Annotated in this window: 16 protein-coding genes; 4 read left to right on the top strand and 12 right to left on the bottom strand. The window is 44.5% G+C overall.

From position 1 onward, the window contains the following. Positions 1 to 15: 15 nt before the first annotated feature. From bfr (ACXAGX_RS18945) to ACXAGX_RS18930, 4 genes are all read right to left on the bottom strand, one after another. Positions 16 to 483 (bottom strand): bacterioferritin, encoded by a 468-nt coding sequence (bfr, locus tag ACXAGX_RS18945; RefSeq protein WP_474840300.1) that lies wholly within the window; start codon positions 481 to 483, stop codon positions 16 to 18. Further along, a complete protein-coding gene (gene bfr / locus ACXAGX_RS18940) occupies positions 483 to 959 on the bottom strand; it encodes a bacterioferritin (protein ID WP_070123721.1) in 477 nt (158 codons plus the stop codon). Before bfr (ACXAGX_RS18940) ends, bfr (ACXAGX_RS18945) begins: the two co-directional genes overlap by 1 nt. A 126-nt stretch (positions 960 to 1,085) precedes the next feature. Next, positions 1,086 to 2,666 carry a cation:proton antiporter domain-containing protein gene (locus ACXAGX_RS18935; protein ID WP_474840298.1) on the bottom strand — a complete coding sequence of 527 codons (1,581 nt, stop codon included), beginning with the start codon at positions 2,664 to 2,666 and terminating at the stop codon, positions 1,086 to 1,088. A gap of 91 nt (positions 2,667 to 2,757) precedes the next feature. Next, positions 2,758 to 3,741: an alpha/beta fold hydrolase gene (locus ACXAGX_RS18930; protein ID WP_474840296.1), complete on the bottom strand. Its 984-nt coding sequence runs from the start codon at positions 3,739 to 3,741 to the stop codon at positions 2,758 to 2,760. Between the two features lie 164 nt (positions 3,742 to 3,905). Between ACXAGX_RS18930 and ACXAGX_RS18925 the strand changes: the two genes are divergently transcribed. Together ACXAGX_RS18925 and ACXAGX_RS18920 are read left to right on the top strand one after the other, a co-directional pair. Continuing rightward, the gene (locus ACXAGX_RS18925) at positions 3,906 to 5,534 is read left to right on the top strand and encodes an FMN-binding glutamate synthase family protein (protein ID WP_474824651.1); all 1,629 of its coding nucleotides are present in this window, start codon (positions 3,906 to 3,908) and stop codon (positions 5,532 to 5,534) included. A gap of 69 nt (positions 5,535 to 5,603) precedes the next feature. Further along, entirely contained in the window at positions 5,604 to 6,026 is a 423-nt protein-coding gene (locus ACXAGX_RS18920; protein WP_070123725.1) for a universal stress protein, read from the top strand. Positions 6,027 to 6,058: 32 nt separating this feature from the next. Here the strand turns inward: ACXAGX_RS18920 and ACXAGX_RS18915 are convergent, their stop codons facing one another. The 6 genes from ACXAGX_RS18915 to ACXAGX_RS18890 form a co-directional block, all read right to left on the bottom strand. Then, positions 6,059 to 6,415: a hypothetical protein gene (locus ACXAGX_RS18915; protein WP_474840294.1), complete on the bottom strand. Its 357-nt coding sequence runs from the start codon at positions 6,413 to 6,415 to the stop codon at positions 6,059 to 6,061. A gap of 155 nt (positions 6,416 to 6,570) precedes the next feature. Further along, positions 6,571 to 7,824 carry a DUF945 family protein gene (locus ACXAGX_RS18910; protein WP_474840292.1) on the bottom strand — a complete coding sequence of 418 codons (1,254 nt, stop codon included), beginning with the start codon at positions 7,822 to 7,824 and terminating at the stop codon, positions 6,571 to 6,573. Between the two features lie 91 nt (positions 7,825 to 7,915). Beyond that, positions 7,916 to 8,269, bottom strand: a complete 354-nt coding sequence (locus tag ACXAGX_RS18905) for a hypothetical protein (protein WP_474840291.1) — start codon at positions 8,267 to 8,269, stop codon at positions 7,916 to 7,918. A gap of 86 nt (positions 8,270 to 8,355) precedes the next feature. Further along, the gene (locus tag ACXAGX_RS18900; RefSeq protein WP_474840289.1) at positions 8,356 to 8,979 is read right to left on the bottom strand and encodes a flavin reductase family protein; all 624 of its coding nucleotides are present in this window, start codon (positions 8,977 to 8,979) and stop codon (positions 8,356 to 8,358) included. Positions 8,980 to 9,052: 73 nt separating this feature from the next. After that, entirely contained in the window at positions 9,053 to 10,117 is a 1,065-nt protein-coding gene (locus ACXAGX_RS18895) for a tyrosine-type recombinase/integrase (RefSeq protein WP_474840287.1), read from the bottom strand. A 248-nt stretch (positions 10,118 to 10,365) separates the two neighbouring features. Further along, a complete protein-coding gene (locus ACXAGX_RS18890) occupies positions 10,366 to 11,496 on the bottom strand; it encodes a ThuA domain-containing protein (protein WP_474840285.1) in 1,131 nt (376 codons plus the stop codon). Between the two features lie 1,066 nt (positions 11,497 to 12,562). Here ACXAGX_RS18890 and ACXAGX_RS18885 point away from each other — a divergent pair. Both ACXAGX_RS18885 and ACXAGX_RS18880 read left to right on the top strand, forming a co-directional pair. Then, positions 12,563 to 12,727, top strand: coding sequence for a hypothetical protein (locus tag ACXAGX_RS18885; RefSeq protein WP_474840283.1), 165 nt, complete (start codon positions 12,563 to 12,565; stop codon positions 12,725 to 12,727). A 426-nt stretch (positions 12,728 to 13,153) separates the two neighbouring features. Further along, positions 13,154 to 14,347 (top strand): MFS transporter, encoded by a 1,194-nt coding sequence (locus ACXAGX_RS18880; protein WP_474840281.1) that lies wholly within the window; start codon positions 13,154 to 13,156, stop codon positions 14,345 to 14,347. 90 nt (positions 14,348 to 14,437) lie between these two features. On the opposite strand, the gene ACXAGX_RS18875 is transcribed toward ACXAGX_RS18880, so the two are convergent. Together ACXAGX_RS18875 and ACXAGX_RS18870 are read right to left on the bottom strand one after the other, a co-directional pair. After that, positions 14,438 to 16,861, bottom strand: a complete 2,424-nt coding sequence (locus tag ACXAGX_RS18875) for a glycosyl hydrolase 115 family protein (protein ID WP_474840279.1) — start codon at positions 16,859 to 16,861, stop codon at positions 14,438 to 14,440. Positions 16,862 to 16,936: 75 nt separating this feature from the next. After that, positions 16,937 to 19,627, bottom strand: coding sequence for a TonB-dependent receptor (locus tag ACXAGX_RS18870; RefSeq protein WP_474840277.1), 2,691 nt, complete (start codon positions 19,625 to 19,627; stop codon positions 16,937 to 16,939). Positions 19,628 to 19,949: the final 322 nt, after the last annotated feature.

Raw genomic sequence — 19,949 nt, 5'->3', positions numbered from 1 at the left:
AACTTCGTAAACTGGTTACATTTGAGAATGCATATAAAGCTGAAGGCCTAAGCGCTTGATGAGGCCAAGTTGTTGCTCTAACCAGTGGGCGTGGTCAACTTCTGTATCGTCCAGTAGTTCAACCAAGATGTCACGGGTAACGTAATCGCTCTCTTGTTCACACAAGGCTATGACTTCTTTTAGCTTTGCATCGACTTCGTACTCAACACGAAGGTCACTTTCCAACATAGAAGGCACATCGTGACCCACTTTGAAACCGGTGCGCGTAACCATGTCTGGCGTACCTTCTAAGAACAGCATACGTTCGATGAGTTTAGTTGCGTGGCCTTTTTCGTCATCAAACTCATGGTTGATGCGTTCGTAAAGCTTGTTTAGGCCCCAGTCCAGATACATCTGAGAGTGAATGAAGTACTGATCCATTGCCGCCAGTTCGTAAGACAACAGCTCATTGAGCGCGTCATTAATTTTCGCGTTACCTTTCATTATTCGTCTCCCTCAATTTGTTTCAGCAGGTAGGTCTCGATACCCATGGCGTCAATTTGGTATTCTTGCGTTTCAATCCAGTCGAGATGCTCTTCTTCGTATTCAAGAATATCTTCAAGCAAATCACGGCTTACGTAATCCTGCTTCTCTTCACATAACTGGATAGCATCTTTAATTAACGGGATTTGCTCAAGCTGGAAGCGACTATCGCACTTCAACATTTCTACTGTGTCTTCTCCAATGTAAAGCTTGCCTAGCGCTTGTAGGTTAGGTAGCCCTTCAAGAAACAGTACGCGCTCGATAATCGCATCTGCCTGTTTCATGTCTTTGATTGATTTCTTGTACAGCTTTTCATTAAGTTCGCCGAACCCCCAATTTTTATACATGCGTGCATGCAAAAAATATTGGTTGATGGAGGTGAGCTCGCTGGTCAGCACCTCGTTGAGTTTGGCGATGACTTTTTTATCACCTTTCATAAAAACGATTCCTTATTTGAGTTGCCTGCATTATAGGACAAATTTTGCGTGAAATCAAAAAAAACCTTTAAAAATCAATCGGATGCTAATGATAACGATTCCCATGTCGTCCTTATTTCGCATTAGTTAAGCGATTACGCTTTCTTCTTTTACGTAAGCCAATGATTCTTCGGCAAAACCCAGCCCTGCTTCGGTAAAGAAGTTGAAGACTTTATCCACACCTTTGTCTAGCAGCTTATCCACCTCATCTTCATAGCGGGCAATAGCTGCAACCTTGCCCTGATAACCTGAAAATCTTAACTGACGGGTGATGTTTATGGCATCTTCGATAGAGGGCAGGGCAAGTAAAACCAGTTTTACACTGCGAATATCAAGGTTTTCCCATAAATCAACGTCTTCACCATCACCGCAAATCACATTGAGGCCATCCTGTTGCAAGCGCTGAATTTTAACCCTGTCAGCGTCCATCCCCCAGACTCGGGTTTCGGCCAATTTGTGCAAAGAATTAAATGCGCCGATGCCCACCCGGCCCATGCCAATAACAAGAAACTCAGCGTTGGTGACCACCGGATAAATATCTTCCCGAAGACGATTGTTACTTTCAAATCGTTGGATAAAGTCTTTGATTTTCAGGTATCGCCCGTGGCTATTGCGGTAAAGAATACTGGTAACAACAAACGACACCGACACGGCAAGGGCAATAATCACCAGCCAGTCTTCACTGAGCATGCCTAAGCTCACTGCCAGTGCCGCAACAATTAATCCAAACTCACTGTAGTTACCGAGCACCAATGACGTAAGGTAGCTGGTTCGGGCGCGCAGTTTAAGCCAGGTGAACAGTCCGAAAAATAGCGCCGCTTTCATGGCCAGGAAGAGACAGATGATCACTGCGGCAACCATCATTTTCATATCAGGTAATGCGGTAAGGCCAATGGATAAAAAAAAGCCGATGAGAAATAAATCTTTGAACGCCAATAGTGATTTAGATAACTCAGTGGCTTTAGGGTGTTTGGCTAAGATGATACCCACCAGCAACGCACCAAGGTCACCTTTGATGTTGACGAGATCAAACAGTTGATAACCGCCCAGCGCCAGCACAAAGCCAGTTAATGGAAGCAATTCACCGTGCCCGGATTTATCGATAATACGATTTATCAACGGCATTAATGGGAATATGGCTAATAATCCAAGGGCCCAAACAGAGGGGAGTTTTCCGGTGGCCGCTACCAGAAAAACGACAGCAAACACATCTTGCATAACCAGAATACCAATGGCCAGTTTGCCGTGACGGGTTTTGCTTTCGCCACTTTCTTCCAGCACTTTGATTACACACACAGTACTGCTAAAACTCAGAGCGAAGGCAATAAGCATGGCACTTTGGAAGCTTAGCTCGCCGAACATAAAAGCAGCTACAGCCGCAATCACATAGAGTGCAAGAGAAACCGCACCAACCCATATCAGGGTATGGGCGATACTGCCAAACCAGACTTCACGTTTACTTAAATCGCGAACGTTGAGCTTTAACCCAATGGTAAAGAGCATGATAGTGATGCCAAGATCGGCGATATGCTGAAGATCTGGGGTCATTTGGTGCCCAAAAGCATTCAAAACAAAACCAGCAATCAGATAGCCAACAAGGGGAGGGATGCCAATCATTTTAACTGACAAACCACAAATGAATGCAAAAAGAAGAAAGGTGTATTCCATGAAAGTGCGTAGTGTAAGTTTTCGTTTAGCTTACCAATAGCATGCGGTACACAACGCAGTTTGTAAATTAAAGACCGGCTGAACCTTTGATTTAACCCGCATTTTTTCGATTTTCCACCGTTTCTTGGGCAACTGGCTTGCTGACACAGTGGTGCTGATAAAAATGCATGAAGCTGTAATACACGCGTTTGGGCGACTCAACCATGGGCAGATGCCCGAGCTCGGGGTAGATTTGGCTACTCTTTAGTGTATTCAGGCTTCGCTGCCAGTTGTCGAGTGCGGTTACATCAATCACGGTATCTTTTGCGCCCCAAACTACCAGTGTCGGGCAACATATACTTTCTAATTGCGCCATCGACAGCCAACCACTTTGCAGATAATCATGGAAAATATGTCGGTAGTGTTCATTCTTCTCCATATGCTGCTGGCATAAAGCATCTTTTACCATAAAGGGAATCAGCGGTGGGCGTGCCATGGTCAGATTAAGCAGTTTTCGGTACGTACGTGAACCTGTAATTAGAAAAGGATTAATATCCCGTGCAAGCAAGCGCTCAAATTCACTCTGTTTCGACGCTGGCAAACCGGCTGGATTAATTAACGTACAGCTTTTAATCGTTTCTGGATAGGTACTCGCGAGATAAGCTGCGATATGTCCGCCCATGCTGCTTCCGATGACATGAGCCCGCGTTGTTCCTATCTGCCAGATAAGCGCGTTTATAATTTGTGCCTGAGATTGTACGTCATAGCGAAAGCTCGGCGAGTAGCGCGATTCTCCGTGCCCTAATAAATCGGGCACCACAACACGAAAATCGCTATTTAACGATTTTAACAGCGAATACCAAACTGATTTGTCGGCACTCATACCGTGGATCAGAATGAGTAGAGGTTTCTCACGATTGTAGTTGTCTTCACAGCTCAAAGGGACCCCATTGATATGATAGGTCAGTTTGGTAAAACCGTGTCGACGGCAAAGCCAGAATTTGCGCAAAGACAATACCACGCGACCGATATCTGGGTAAGTGCGCCACACCGTTATGATTAACAATGCAAAAAGAAAAAGCAGGAGTAGAGACATATTATTCCCTGCTGCAACCGTTACCGGACAGCAAATTCAGGTGATGAATTTTAAACGTCTCATATTCTGACCGGATCATCGTTAGAATAATTCCGCTAATAAGATGATCTTTGTTATGGTCGCACACATAGTGTTACCCATTTCTACAAGGACTGGTATTTTCCATGCAAAAACCCATCTTAACGGGCTTAGTCATCATCGTTTTCATTAACTTGCTCATCGGGCTCGTGTGGCACGAAATGCTCTGGTTGCTGCCCGTCAGCGGCCTTTGTTTAGCGATCGGGTTATACGATGCCAAGCAGACACATCACTCTATTCTTATTAATTACCCATTTATAGGACGAGGACGTTGGATTGTCGAAGGTTTGCGGCCGTTCTTACAACAGTACTTACTTGAATCAGAAACCGATGGTCGGCCCATTAGCCGAATGCACCGTTCTATCGTCTATCAACGGGCAAAAGACGATATCGACAGTTCACCTTATGGCACGCAGTTAGATACCTACGAAAATGGATACGAGTGGATTGGTCATTCACTTTCTGCAATGGGCATTAAGGAAATGAACCGTAATCCTCGTGTCGTCATTGGCTCGAAGGAATGCAAGCAACCCTATAGCGCCAGCCTACTTAATATTTCTGCCATGAGCTTTGGTGCCCTGAGTGCCAATGCAGTAGAAGCATTGAACAAAGGGGCAGCCAAAGGTGACTTCTACCACAACACCGGCGAGGGCGGTTTAACACCGTATCATTTAAACAATGGCGGTGACGTTGTGTGGCAAATCGGAACGGGCTACTTTGGTTGCCGTAACAGCGACGGCACATTCAACGCCGAGAAATTTGCCGAAAAAGCCTCGCATCCAAATGTGAAAATGATAGAAATAAAGCTCAGTCAGGGCGCTAAACCCGGGCATGGCGGTATTCTCCCTGCTCACAAAAACACCCCTGAAATTGCCGCAGTGCGGGGCGTAGAGCCTGGCACACAAGTCGATTCCCCCCCTCGTCATTCTGCGTTTTCAACGCCAATTGAAATGATGGAATATATCAGTGAGCTGCGTGAACTCTCTAACGGTAAACCTATCGGCTTCAAACTGTCGTTAGGTCGTAAAAGTGAATTTGTGGCAATTTGTAAAGCGATGATAAAAACGGGTATCAAGCCAGATTTCATTACCGTTGATGGTGGAGAAGGGGGCACAGGTGCAGCGCCATTAGAATATGCAAATTCAATTGGTTTTCCACTGCGTGAAGCGTTGGCATTTATTGAAGATTGCCTTATCGGTTTTGATTTACGTGAAGATATTCGTCTGATTGCGTCAGGAAAAGTCATTACCGCATTCGATATTGTCAAAAATCTGAGCCTGGGCGCCGACTTGTGTAATAGTGCCAGGGGCATGATGTTAGCGCTCGGATGTGTGCAGTCGTTGTCGTGTCATACCAATCGCTGCCCAACCGGCGTGGCCACGCAAGATCCATCTTTGGCAAAAGGCCTAGTTGTTGAAGATAAATACCAACGTGTGGCCCGTTTTCATCGAAAAACCATTAAAGCCGTCATGGACATTTTGTCTTCAACAGGCCACGGTTCACCATCATCATTAAATCGTACCCATATATTCCGTCGGGTCAGTCAGCTTGAAGTAAAACGCTACGACGATATTTTTCCATTAGTAAAGCGTGGCAGCTTTCTTACCGACAACATTGCTGACGCGTTTAAATTACATGTGAAAGAAGGCAGTGCCCGCAGCTTTATGCCAACGAGTCACCTTGCAAATATAGAAGAAGACACAAAAGCGGTTTAAGCTTGATTCTCGTCAACACGAAAGTGCGCTTTTCAACTATAGTGATATAAAACCAAGTAGGAGTTTGACATGGCCGCTTATGAGTCCATTCTTGTCGCAATTGATATTTATTCTGACTATGAAGCTGTGGTCCATCGGGCAATGCAGCTGGCGGGAAATAATGTAAAATTAAATCTGCTCTATGTGGTGTATCCGCAGACAAGCATAGAGCCCTACGGTTTATTTCTTGAAAGTGATTTCTCAGATGAGATATGTCAGCAGGCAAAAGACAAACTTGAAGGTATTGCGCATCGTCATAACATTCCTATATCGCACACCCACGTCGTGGTTGGTGGGGCGGCCGATGAAATACACGAGGCGGCAAAAAAGCTGGGCAGCGATTTAATTGTAATTGGTACCCACGGTCGCAGTGGTATGCGCTTATTGTTAGGCTCTACCGCCAATGCCGTTTTACATGGGGTACAGGTTGATGTGCTGGCAGTGAAGGTGTAAACCCACACTGCCAGTAAACGCTTTTAAGGTTTTTAAAAAGACGCTGCTTTTTTCCCATCAGACAACTGGGCATTAACCAGTTCTGTAACAGTACTTTCCACCAGTTTCAAATGTGAATGGTGCACCTTTGCTTCTTGCATATTTTGCATCGACACCGTTTGCAGTAAAACGTCGTCGCCTTCGGTAGACGCTTTAACCATCACTTCTTCTTCTGAGTCATTCACTGGAACAAGAATATATAGCGGTTCGTTGTGCGCTTCGATATAAGCAAATGCTTCATCGGTAGATTTGAAAGGTGTTTTTTTCTCAGGCTGCAGTTGCCATTTTGAAGACTGATCGATAACTTCCGCGAGCAGTTTTGCATGTTTAGCATCGATTGTTGAACTCATAAATTTGCTCCTCATTGTTTATGAGATTCTTTACGACAACAATGATGAATTGGTTTGCTGACAATGAGTTTTCAGGGTTATGCGTAACTGGGGTGGGCGGTTAACTCATTGAAATGAGGGAGATGCTAATAGATAGCAATCTCCCAAATGAAGTGTTAAAACTGGCCGATAACAGTGCCATTGACAGTAATTGCGCCACCTTCAAGAAGTATATCTGTGACAAAATCACCGTTTTCATCTTGGGTTAGTATACCGGTTTGTACACTTTGTTGGAGAACCGGTAATAGTGCTGGCGCCGCAGTTTCGAGTTCGCCGCTGAACATTGCATGCACCTTGCCGTGAGCTTTACCCGCGACAGCCATATTCTCGTAATCCTGGAACGTAAACGGATCAAAGCTTAATTCGCCAGTCGCATTGATGGGCGCTTCGTTTAGCGTCAGCGATAAAGTGTTTAGTGTAAGGCCAGGTTCGCTCTTTCCAAGCTGCTCGATAAGCTGTTTCAGAATGACGGCATCCGTTAAATTCGCTTGTTCAAACTCTTGTATTAAATCTAACGCTTCGGCAGAAATGCCATACATTCTAATGTCAAAATTGATGTCATCCGCTTGCGACGTTAAACCCGGTTGATTAACTGAAAGTCGTTGCGCACGCACGATGTAATTAAGGTCGTATTTATCTTCTTCATATTCAGTGGTGACGCTGCTTACCAACACATCCTCGAGCGATATTTCGCTACCATCCCCGGAATTTGCAGTGAAGCCCTCAAGGGTGAGGGTATTCGTACCAATCCAGGAGTTTTGCTGAATGTCGGTAAGATCTGCCGTCATCACCACATCAGATAAGCGCAGGTTTGCGCTATCGGCATTCATGCTGGCTGAATCCAGCGTAAAGTCGACGCCAACTGCAGAGAAAGCAAAGTCTGTGTCTAATTTAAGATTAAGCTTGCCTAAGGTTAGGGCACTTTCTGAGCTCGATGTATACGATTCACCTTGAAGCCAACCTGTAATATTCTGGGTTAAGGGGCTGGTATTCCAGCCTGCTTCATAATTGTAGTCCAGGAATTGTTGTTTCAGTGCTTCAAGCTCAGCGGAAGCCTTATAGCTAAACGTATCGTTACAAGAAAGATAAAATGGCAATACTGTGCAACTGTTTTGCACCGTCAATTGCATTCTCGCATCACTGCTTAACCCTGCTTCGGTGGGGTCGAATGCAAAGACGAACTCGTCTTCAACAGTGAAAAAACCATCATTTAAAATGGTGCGCGTAATCGTTGTGCCCGGCGCAACGTCGGTCAGCAATCGCTGTGACTGCTCGTTAATAAACGCCTCGTAACCACTTTTGGTCATAGATATACCGGCAAGGCTTACGCCAATTACAACGCCAGCACCAAGAACAATACCTGTTTTCATTCATTCATCCTTTACACTACAAAGCGCCTAACCCTACAGGATAAAGCGTTGAATACAAGTGCAATACCCGAGAGGAGTACGTTTTTCAGGGTTAGTAGCAAGTTTCAGTAATGGTGGTAAAGATGGTGGTTTCCATTTCACGAACTTTCTTATAGAACGCGTTTGGATCGTCACCCCGGCGCATGCCATCGATGGTCATTGCATACCCTGAAATTTTACCATCGAGTTTTTTATTCAACATACGCGTTTCATACCCATCTAGTGTGAAATGAAACACATCTTTATCGGTAGAGAAGTCTGTAACAAAAGGTTGTGCGGTGATCACGTCAGTGAGGCACTGTGTGGTGACCGGCTTCACATAAACACGGTCTAGTCCTGCCATGTTGTTTTCTGGCTGGCAGGCAGTAAGCAGCAAAGTGACAGCAGGTATCAGGTGTTTTTTCATGTTTTTAGCTCATTGCTGGTGGGACGCGTATTATTCGAGTTACAGGTAACTGAGTCAATGTTATCCGCGATTCTCCCAAGTAAAAATTATCCTGGTCGCTTTAACTGGAATTTTGCTGCTTCTATTACGCGAAAATAATCAGCAGGGCCACCGGCTCGGGTTATTGAATCGGCCTTTACCGTGTCGAACAAACCTGTTTCGGTGAGATAGGCTTCATTGATATGTACAGCAACCACTTGACCAATAACAAGCCAGGCGTCGGTTTCTTTCCCGTCGAGATCGGTTAAAGGAATAAGCTGCGTTAATTTACATTCCATCGAGGCTGGACTGGCTTCAACGTGAGGCACATCGATAATATCGGATTGGCGCTTTTTTAAGCCTGCCAATTCAAATTCATCAATATTGCTGTCTACCGATTCACTGGTTTTATTCATAGCAGAAGCAAGTTCATAGGTTGCGAGACTCCAGCAAAACTCTCCAGATTCTTGAATATTGCTTACACTGTCTTTGAATCCAATACTGGCAAATCCAATCAATGGCGGCGTGTTACTAAACGCATTGAAAAAACTGTATGGCGCCAGATTAGTTGTGCCTTGTTTACTTTGCGAGGCAATCCAGCCTATAGGACGCGGGGCAATAATGGCTTTAAACGGGTCGTGAGGTAGACCGTGACCTGCAGAAACCGAGTAAGAATGAAAACGTGTTGTCATAACACCTCAAAAATATTGATAAAAGAACGAACCTGAATGATTGTAGGGATGGATGAACGTTGCCGAAATTCACTTAAGTGCCTGAACGGCCCTTTCTTTTCGCAAGCTTAGCCATCCCACCTTTTCTTACCGCTGCCTGCTGGCCGTAATGTCCAGGCATCTCAGGCGAACGCCAGCCGCCTGCGAGTTGCATTTCTGGTAGCGTAGCGCCATCTTCGGCAAGCGAAACTGCTGCGCCGACTCGGCCACTGTGTGGTGTTATATTCTCTTTTATACCCGCCAGTTTAGCAATGCGTTTCCAGATCCGATAAATACTTGAATATTCGAGTTTCAATAATTGCTTCAGACTGGCTGATTCATCATAGGGAAGCAGTGCATGGCCCTTATTAGATACGCGACGGAATACAATACCTTTATTGATTCGCCTGGGATCTGTGCTGTCACGCTCACATTGATGTGTGGGATCAAAATTCGCTTCAGCCATATATTCATCAAGCATATCCAGCGTACTCGGCGATACATAGCGATATTGCCCTTTACCCGCCTGATCACTTTTGGAGGTGAGAACGAGTAGGGCATTACTTCGTCTATCAATATGCTCACAACAAACCCTGATCACTTCATCAGCCCGTAACAGCCCGTCAAACATGAGGTTGATTAGCGCCAGATCGCGCAATTCTAACAAAGAATCAGGTATGACGCGCTCGTTGATAAGCTCCAACAGATCCACGGTTAGTGGCACAGCTTGGTGCTGACTAAACTGGTACTTTTCATTCTCGGCCAGAGCAAGGCGAATAAAGTCTTTCAAATACACCGATTGCACAATGGGGTTCGGTAACTTTGCAATACCCAGAAATTTACTCAATGCACTTAATCTGCGTTTTATCGTTCGATATGCCAGTGGTGACTGACACAACATTTCTACATATTCCTTTACACACTGCTCATTGTTCTCGAAAGAAGAGTTGAATCCGGGCAGCGCAGCTTGCTGGCAAAAGATAGCAAACTCGTTGAAATCACTGATATAGGCCCGCTGCGTATTTTTAGGAAGCCGAGAGAAAATATCATTGAAATACTGATTTACCGCATCGCGGTAGCACTCAGTAAACTGTAGTTGCTGTGCTGCGGGGAGTTTCATTTAAGCCTCTGATTGCTCATGTAAAAGTATGTGCGTTCAAATGGTGGAGAAGGGTTATGCGTAACCATGTTGAGTCTAATTGCATTATACACATACGAATAAATATGTATATAAATACAGTTATTGATGAATGGCTAATAGGTCACATAAACAGAATATGGCACTGCGGTCGCGTTGGATGCGGTTTAACCAGGGAGCAAAAAAAGCCCGGACTGACCGGGCTTCATGATTAAGCTCTTTTGGTAGGCTTAGTTTTTACAGGTGTCGTTTCCTTGGCCTGCAGTCCATTTCATACCATTTTTTAGCAATTTTATATTGTATTCCGCGTTGTACACTTCTTTTCGGTGCCCAATGGCACTGTACATCGCACGACCTTCACCGATGCAGTGTGTCCAAACAAGTGGATGGTCTTCACCCATTTCCAACTCTTTACCTGGCTCATAAGTCGTTTCATCAATAGCCATAACGATGTCGTAACCTTTCGACGACACGCTGTCTGAGAATGAATACCACTCATCATTAAGTTCCCAACGAGCGGGAATGCCTTCAGCAACGCCCGAGTTATGATGAGTAACATCTAAATAGGCATCCTGGAACCAGTTGTCATCGCCTGGATGGCCAATAAACTGCGCACCAATCAGTACATCACGATACCAATCCCAGAAATAGACAGAATCACCGGCTGAAGCATGAATACCCAAGAAACCACCACCATTATTCATGTAGTCTTCAAATGCTTGGCGTTGCGACAGGGTGAGAGTATCACCACTGACATTGTTCCAGATTACCACATCGAATTCAGCGAGGTTTTCAGGCGTAAATGCACTTCCTTTAGCACTAACCGACACGCCATATCCCATTTCTGTGGCAAGTTTGGTCAGGTTTTCAGTGGCAGCAGTCACAGATTCACCGTGGTCGTAACCATTTATTTTCTGATAAATCAGAACCTGAACGGGCTCATCACCCAAATCAAAGTTTACGGGTTCTGCATCAAACCGCGCGCAGCGGGAAATTTTGTCTTCAGGGGTAACCGGCAGCGCTGCAAGCTCTTTACGCATGGATTGCGCGTTAGCGTCATCTTTTATCTCCATGCGAGCAAGAAGTTGATCAAGAGTAATCAGTGTACTGAAGGAGGGCATGGATTCACTTAAAATCCATGCTGGTACTTTTTCTAAAACACCAGGATAGTATTTCTCAACGATGGCTCTGGCTTTCGGACGCATCACTACATCATAAGCTGGCATTGAGCTTGAAAAAGGCACATCACGTAATGAACAATCGGTTAATTCTTCTGCGGCTAATGCACTGCTTGTGCTCACCATTGTGCCTAACGCCAGGCTGCCTGCGATAATGGTATTAAGCATATTCTTGTTTATCATTTTATTCCTTACAGCGACCACATTCGGTTAAGGGGCCTTAAAGCTCGTGATAGAGCAGGGCGACGATAAAATTTACCTTAACGCGAACAAAGATATTTGTAACCAATATGGTTAACAAAAAGTAAATTTGGTAACACTATAATGTATTTATGTCATCGATGTCATTAGTAAGTTAATTACGTTTTTTCTTTGAGAGTGACAGGATAGTTTTCATTATCGCTAGCATTTGTCGCTTGATATTTCGATGTACTGGCGTAGCACTATGGTGTTGAGGGTTGATTGTGAAAGCTTTCTACAATGAAGAGATTATGAAAGTTGACGATTATGAACAAAAAAATGAAATAGAAATGTGGTGACTAGCAATTTTCATGGCTCTGTGGAATGTCTTTTAAGTCATTGATTAATATGGTCTTATTTTCACATCACGCATGATAACTGGAATTATCATGCGTGATGGATCTGGGTTTATATCTCGCTAAGTTGCACATCATGTTTACTGGTAAATAACTGTATAAATATACAGTGCATGGTAATTTCGAGTCTTTCGCTTTGTGAATGGTTTGGGCACAGCAGGTATCTGAATTCTCTTGATGTAATGCCCGTGTTCTGCTGAATGCATCCGCGTGCTCGTCGTTATATTACAACTGGTTTAACACCAGATTTTATACCAGGTCTTACGCCAGGATTTACATCGGAAAGTCTCATCAGCCTAACTTTGAACATTTATACGCTTATTTCATTTCGAACCGGTGAAATGTTTACCTGGAGTTATCTACATATCTGACACTCAAAAATAGATACTCTAGTTAAGAGATAAAACAGGATTGTCTGTCTGAACACGCTTGGCAAATTAAGCTCAGAATTCCGAAAATCTATCCGTGCGCTACGTGAAATCTGATTTATTTTGCGAGGTGTGATACAGCAGATTTCACGTAGCGCACGATGCAGTTTTGACAATTTTCGGCAACCAATGCACATGAAGCTGTTGATCGATGAGTAACTGGAAAACGGTTAGTTGCTGAGAATTCCTAGTTGGCTTTAACGGCCAAGCTCAACTTGAAAGGAAATGGCAGGATTAAGTGTGGTTGAAGTTGTGAGTGTATCGAGCGGTCGAGAGCTGTGGAGCGAGGCAAATAACGTTTATCTCAATAACGGCATCAACATCATTGCAGTACCAGTTAATCTCGCTGCGTATGGAAAGACTACCGGGTCAGAGCTTCCGGTCATTTGATAATGTCGTGACCAAGTTGCTTGATAAGAATGTGGTCACTGAGCACAAAGCTCAGGTTCACAGTCACAGCGATGTAGATATCAACTGATGTGAAATCTCAATGAAAGTGGAAATACGCACTACAACTTCCAATATACATCATTACTTAATTACGCATAATGTATATTATGTTAAATAATGCGTTAAAATATCATTGTGTATCAATCCTTTGCGAATTCCTATCCATAGCCCCGTTGTTGCACTACATCGATTATTATTTTTCCAGGCTCTTCAATGAACACCATTCATAAGTGTATTTATGCTTTCCATGTTAATTCAAAAAAACCCCTGTGTAAGAATATAGCACCTTCCTTATTTTATCTCAGGCTACTGTGCAGAACTTTCAGCGCACTGTTTGTTACCAACTATTGCTGTAGAAATCCATTCATGACATTTCAACAAAACACTATCATTAATGACGAGCCGCAAGCTTATTGGAGTGGCGTTTTTGCCATGACCGTTTGCGTTTTTACTCTCGTTGCCTCTGAATTTATGCCCGTGAGTTTGCTTACGCCTATCGCCGATGCACTTAATGTGACTAACGGCATGGCTGGTCAAGGTATTGCTATTTCCGGCGCGTTCGCAGTAGTAACAAGCCTGTTTATTTCATCAGTTGCGTCTAACGTAAACCGTAAAACGTTGCTGTTATTTCTAACGGTGCTCATGGGGCTGTCTGGTGCGGTTGTCGGTCTCGCCAATAACTACATTGTTTACATGATTGGACGCGCCATGATTGGTATTGTTGTTGGTGGTTTCTGGTCTATGTCTGCTGCCATTGCCATGCGGCTGGTACCGGAAGATCAGGTTTCGAAAGCATTGGCTATTTTTAATAGTGGAAACGCATTAGCCATCGTTATTGCTGCGCCTCTAGGCGCCTACCTGGGCGCGCTGATTGGTTGGCGTGGGGCATTCTTTAGCCTGATACCGGTTTCGGTAATTACCTTTTTATGGCAGTGGCTAAGCTTGCCCTCTATGCCACCAGCATCTAGTGATCACGGGAGTGCGGGACTTTTTGCCGTATTCGCGCTGTTAAGAAGAAAATTAGTTGTCATCGGCATGCTTGCTGTGGGCTTATTCTTCCTTGGGCAGTTTAGTTTATATACCTATATTCGTCCGTTTCTCGAAAATGTTACTCAGGTAGATGTAGGCACACTTTCCCTTATTCTTATGTTAATAGGTGTGACGGGTTTTATCGGCACGTCGTTAATTAATTTACCGTTAAAGCATGCCTTCTACCCTACCCTAATTTCTATTCCTCTTATGCTTGCGGCTATTGCGGTTAGTTTAACCATGTTCGGTCATTCAATGTGGATTGTGATAGTATTACTTGGACTGTGGGGCTTTATTGCCACAGCTGCACCTGTTGGTTGGTGGGCGTGGATTCCACATAACTTCCCTGACGATGCTGAAGCCGGTGGTGGTTTGATGGTAGCCGTTGTACAGCTTTGCATTGGGCTTGGCTCTACACTAGGTGGCGTGTTGTATGATTTTGAGGGTTACGTTACAACCTATATCTTCAGTGCAACGGTTCTATTGGTTGCAGCATCATTTACTTGGTGGACGGCGCGGATTTCCAAGTAATAAAATAGCTAAGCTTCAGCGTCTGTCTCACGAGGTTTTTTAACACGTACTGGTCGCACGTTATTGTGCAACCGGTACCTCAAAACCCTGCTAATTCGTTGCATTAGTTAGCCATACATCATCAATGACAATGCCGTTCTGGTTTACTTCAATCGTTACACTATGTGACCCTTCAGCTAGGTGATGTAGTTTAATTTCACTTTGCACTCGATTATTTAAAACACCCTGCTTCCACTCCTCACTTCGACCTATTGTATTTAATGAAACGATTTGAAGTTGCTGCCCATCTACGCTGACAGTAAGTGTTTGATCGTAGTTATTTGCATGAGTAGGCAGTGTGGCAATGAACAGGGAAAGGCTGTCCGACTTTTCATTCTCGAAGTTATATGTAAGTTCTGCTTCCCCAGCGTCGAATGTTTGCATGGTAAGAGGAAATATACTCAGCGCACTTCGTGAGTAGCCTAACTCTTCTAACTGAACCCAACTAAATCCCGCCGGCGCGATTCTTTTTACCAGAGCCGGTTTTATCATCCTTGTGTTTTTTCGCTGTGGAACCCTCTTATCAAGTTCTGCATTCCCTACTTTCAATATTTGGGGTTTTTCAAAAACAGGCAAATTTCGCGGTTTTTCATTCATCATAAACGCCCATTTTTTATCTTCTACAGCGTTGTATTGAGCAGTAAGCTTTTGAATATTGTCATGTGCGTGTTGAGCGTCTTTTATCAATGAGCCCTTCTTTTTTAAATTCCCTGAGATTGAAGCTAAATGTCGCAATAACCATTTACGGTTCATTTCGGCTGATGCTGCTACGGGATAACCAACGAGTTCAAGGAAAGATGATGAGTACAAGCTAGGCATTAAGCGAGAGATGTCTTCACTCTGTTTTTCCAGTACGGCATAGTCAGCCAGACGCTTTTCAATCCGTTCATTTGACCAGGAAGACAGGCGTGTCGATGTCGTGGGTTCTGTCTGGCTCCAACCCATAAATTCAGGACGTCTCACAAATGCCAGGTGATAGTAATTTAGCATTAAGTCGGTCAATTTACTCCCAACTATTGGACTGAAATCCCGGGCCAATTGATGTCTAAGAAAATCAACAACACCGGCCGAGTCATCTTCAGGACCAGCCCACCCGAGATGTAAAAACCATTCCATGTTGTACTCGATGGGCTTTATGTCGCCAACGTTGGCTACCCACAGCTGGCTGGCACCGTTTTCATAAGCACGCTGCATTTCAAATTTTATTAATGCGGGATGGGTAGAACTTAACCATAAATAGTCATGTGGCCGCCCCCAATAGCTGAGATGATAATAAACCCCTGTTCCGCCTGAACGTTGTTGTTCAGCGGTTGAACTACGCCTGCGAATATAACCATAGTTATCATCTGGCCATACGATGGCTACATCATCGGGCACATGAAGGCCAAGCTCGTAGAGCTTTAGAACCTCTTTATAAGGCGTGAATACCTGTGTGAGCGATTCAGCGGCTTGGTTAAATATCGAAGCCAACATCCCTCTTTGCCTGTCGATGATAGTTTGCAGAATGGCTCTGGCATCAGCATCATTTTCTATGCCCTCCATCCCACTATCGTGAACGCCCCGCATGCCCAGCGTGAACATAGAGAGTTCGGGCATATCACTGACTTGCCGAATACGCTCAGCCCAGTATTTATCTACCGTATCTGAATTGGTGACGTAATTAAAATCGCCAGTTTTGTCATGATCCCACTCATCCACATTATTTCTTAGCATGGGCTCGGCGTGGGAACTGCCTATGTGGATTTGATACAATTGTGCCATCACCTTATTCGCTGGCGCTTTGAAAAAAGCACGGGTTCCTGGATGCATCGCGGGCCACAGCGTGTTCGCCTTTAAGCGCAGAAGCAGCTGAAACACTTTTTCATAGGTAACCTGGCCGATATTGCCATATTCCGGTTCAAATGTTTTGGTAGCCCAAGGTAACAACCCCCAGTCTTCATCATTAATGAAAATGCCTCGGTACTTTACCGCTGGCCCATCCACGAGCGGTAAACCGTCAATCTTCAGGGAGGTCTCACTTTTGGTCAGTGGCACATCGGCCCACCACTGCCAGGGTGAAATGCCTAGCTTTTCGGCGAGCGTAAACAAACCGTATACCGCGCCTCGTTCATCGGCACCGGTGATATGAAGAGCGTCTAACTCTTTGTAGATTACAAAAGATTCCCAGATACCGTATTCTGACTTTCGCTGTTTGAGCTGAGTATTGGCACTATCTACGTCAACAATTATGGTAATGGCTGTTTTTCTTGGTACTTCCCCACTTCCAGTACTCGCGCTAAACGGAATGCCCACACGAACGGAAAGGTCGCCAGCAACATCGCCGGCGGCCCAATTGATTAATTTACTGTCGCTTTGAACCCGTATTTCACCGTGGTCAGACTGAACATCAAACACAAATGCATCAGTGGTATCTTCACTTTGTGCCATATCGCATCTGAAAACTAAAAAGAGTAAAAGAACCCAGCGAAGCTGCATAATAATGTGTCCTGGAAAGAGAGTACTGAAAGCGGAAAAAACGCCGGCACAGAGGGCCGGCGATAAACTCAACATTTAGTTGTGATAACGCACACCGAGGAAGAACTGTCGTCCGGTATTGTTATATTCGCGCACCATGTCGAGAGAGCCATCTCCGGTTACGAACAAGCGGGAGTACTCATCAGTTACATTGATCACTTCAAAGGATAACGTCAGATTTTCAGACCAGTTATAGAAAGATGAAAAATCAATATTGGTCGGACCGGTCACGCCGTTCTCTCTGTTTCCTGTGATCCCAGGTACTTCAATAAAGTAATCGTCACGACTATTGGCTGATACCCTCGCCCCGTATTTCTCCGTTTCGTAATAGAAGGTGAGATTGTAAGAGTTTTCAGAAACACCAACAATTTCACCAGAGCTAACTCGGGTATAATTCGCAACCATACCAAGATCGTTAAACGGTGTAGGCAAAAAACTGAACGGTTGCTGATAGCTTAGCTCCAGGCCGTTTATCGACGTACCCTCACCGTTATCATAGGAATAATGGGTGTATGGCTGCGTAAACGGATTTACCGTGATTGCAGGATCGTAAACGGGATCATTTTCGATGGCTGTATAGTAGATACTGTCAACCATGCGGTCTTCTTGAGTGCTGCGAATATAGGTTTCGATGTCTTTATAAAACACAGTTGCTGACAGTAACGATTCTTCATCAAAATACCATTCCGCGCCGAAGTCCACGTTGTTCGATACATAAGGATCTAGATAAGGATTACCAACGGTGACAAAGCCTTCTATATAACGAAACGCAGGATTACCAGGGTTCAGTGTATTCAAGCTGGGCCGGGTCATTGAGCGTGTTAAACCCAGACGTACTATCAGATCATCAGTAGGTTCAAGAGCCAAGTTTAATGCCGGCAGGAAGTTCTTATAACTGTGTTCAGCCTCTACTGTTTCAATGGAGTCTGCCAATCTAATGTAACCCGTGGAAGTGGCGGTTGAGTCCACATAGCGCATGCCGAAATTCGTTCTAAGTATCATATCTGCGATATCAAAATCCGTATTGAACTCGAGATAGACCGCCATGGTTTCTTCTTCAACTTCGCTGTCTTTCTGCTTCTGCGATTCCCAGTTTAGTGGGCCTATCGCATTCTTTACAGCAGCAAAATCAGCGACTACAAACGGGAATAAATTGCCGTCAAAACCGTCACCAAAATTATCAACGGGAAGCATTTGAGTCAGTCCTTCTGCTGAATCAACAGAGAACGTAGGTAAACCTGAGTAAGCTCGGGAGACTTTCCGATTGTTGAACGCGAAGCCCGCTTTCACCTCAACATCGTCACCAACATATCTGGCATCAATTTTACTGGTTACGTTTTCTTTATCAGTCTGGTCTTTCAAGTCGTAAGATGACAGATTGTAAAGCGACGGGTCGTTGTAATCGAACTGAAAATCCAGCATTGCCGCGTTAGGGTTACCGGAAAAATCAAACGCAAAGGAATGCGGATCAACACTGTCCATAATGTGTCTGAATTCTTCTCTGGAAAAGTCTATCTCAGCAAAACCGACCATGGCATCAACCACCACTCTGTCGGTTAATGCAAATTCACCAGATAATACATACTGATTAAATGCGGTATCACTGGTTGTCTCACGGCTTTCAACACGATTTGTCACACCATCATACTGTCCCGCGATAATCTGTTGTCCATTGGGTGCAATAGTTACTTCGGTCGGGGTAATTTGATTAAAGTAGTTTCTGAACATGGCATACATGTGGTAATACGAACGCTCGTTTTCTAGCTGTGAGTGCAAGTAATCGAAGGTCAGTACCACATCATCTGTGGGTGCATATTGAAACGCTGTCGTTATTCCCAGTCGTTTCTGACCGTTGCCAAAATAATCAGGACGCGGTATCCGTGGTGTATAAAGGCAGTTTACTGGATCGACAGAATCATCGCCCAGCGAACAGGATGAACTGGCAGGCGTGCCATTTATCTGCAGGTCGCTAGTGTCGGCGTAGGTCATATTATTATTCACTGGCGTCTGCCAGCCTACTGTGCCAAACCCCTGTTGATTCACATCGCGTGTCGAATAGGCAACGGAAAAAAGCACACCGAATTTATCATCATCAAACGTATTGCTTACCATGACCGCCGTGCGCGGATTTGTCTTGTCTGCAACATCGTTATAGTTTGCTTGAGCAGAGCCCGCATAGTGAAAGCCTGGATTATCGAAAGGTTTGGCGGTGTAGAGGTTAACCGAGCCCGCTATTCCCCCTTCTTCCATCGACGCTGTAGGCGACTTTTGCACATCCACCCGGTTGAACAACTCTGAGGCAAATACGTTAAAATCAAATGCTCTGCCGCCACTAAGCGCCGAAATTGACGAATCGAGCTGATCGGTTTCTGCCGGGATCTCCATGCCGTTTAGGGTCGCGCGAGTAAAATCAGGGCCAAGACCGCGAAGGGTGATTCGTCGCCCTTCACCTCCTTCTCGACTTATTGAAACACCTGATATCCGTTGCAGGGATTCAGCTAGGTTTAAGTCGGGAAATTTCCCAATATCTTCGGCAGATATTGATTCCATTGAATTGACGTTCGCCCTTTTTGTTAGCAGTGATTTATTCAATGAGCCTCGAAAACCTTGGACTTCTATGACTTCTACATCATCTGACTCATCATTTTCCTGTTGCGCTAGGACATCCAGCGAGATACCCGATTGCAATGCAATCACAATAGAAAAAGCTAATTTTTTCAATTTCATAGTAAACCTTCCACGAGCGAGCGTTATTGAAATAGGCAATGCAGATTTGCCGAGTTAACGCGCAGTTAACATTTCAAATACGCTATTTTCATATTCGTGCAAGGTCAATCAATACCAATATATATGCGCCATTTTTGGTACTTTGGTTTCAATTGTGAAAATTTTAAAGAAGGTAGCAGCACGCATCACGAAGCAAAAAGTCTCATAAAATGCTTATTCAAGAGATGGGTATTGTTTATGAGTGCTACATCATAATGAATGCATCGGTTGCCGTGGGATTACTGCTATTACAACATCGTAAATTACCACATCGTAACTTCAG

This window comes from Alteromonas sp. ABV4_515, from assembly GCF_056160345.1.
This window is presented reverse-complemented; position numbering and strand designations above follow the sequence as displayed.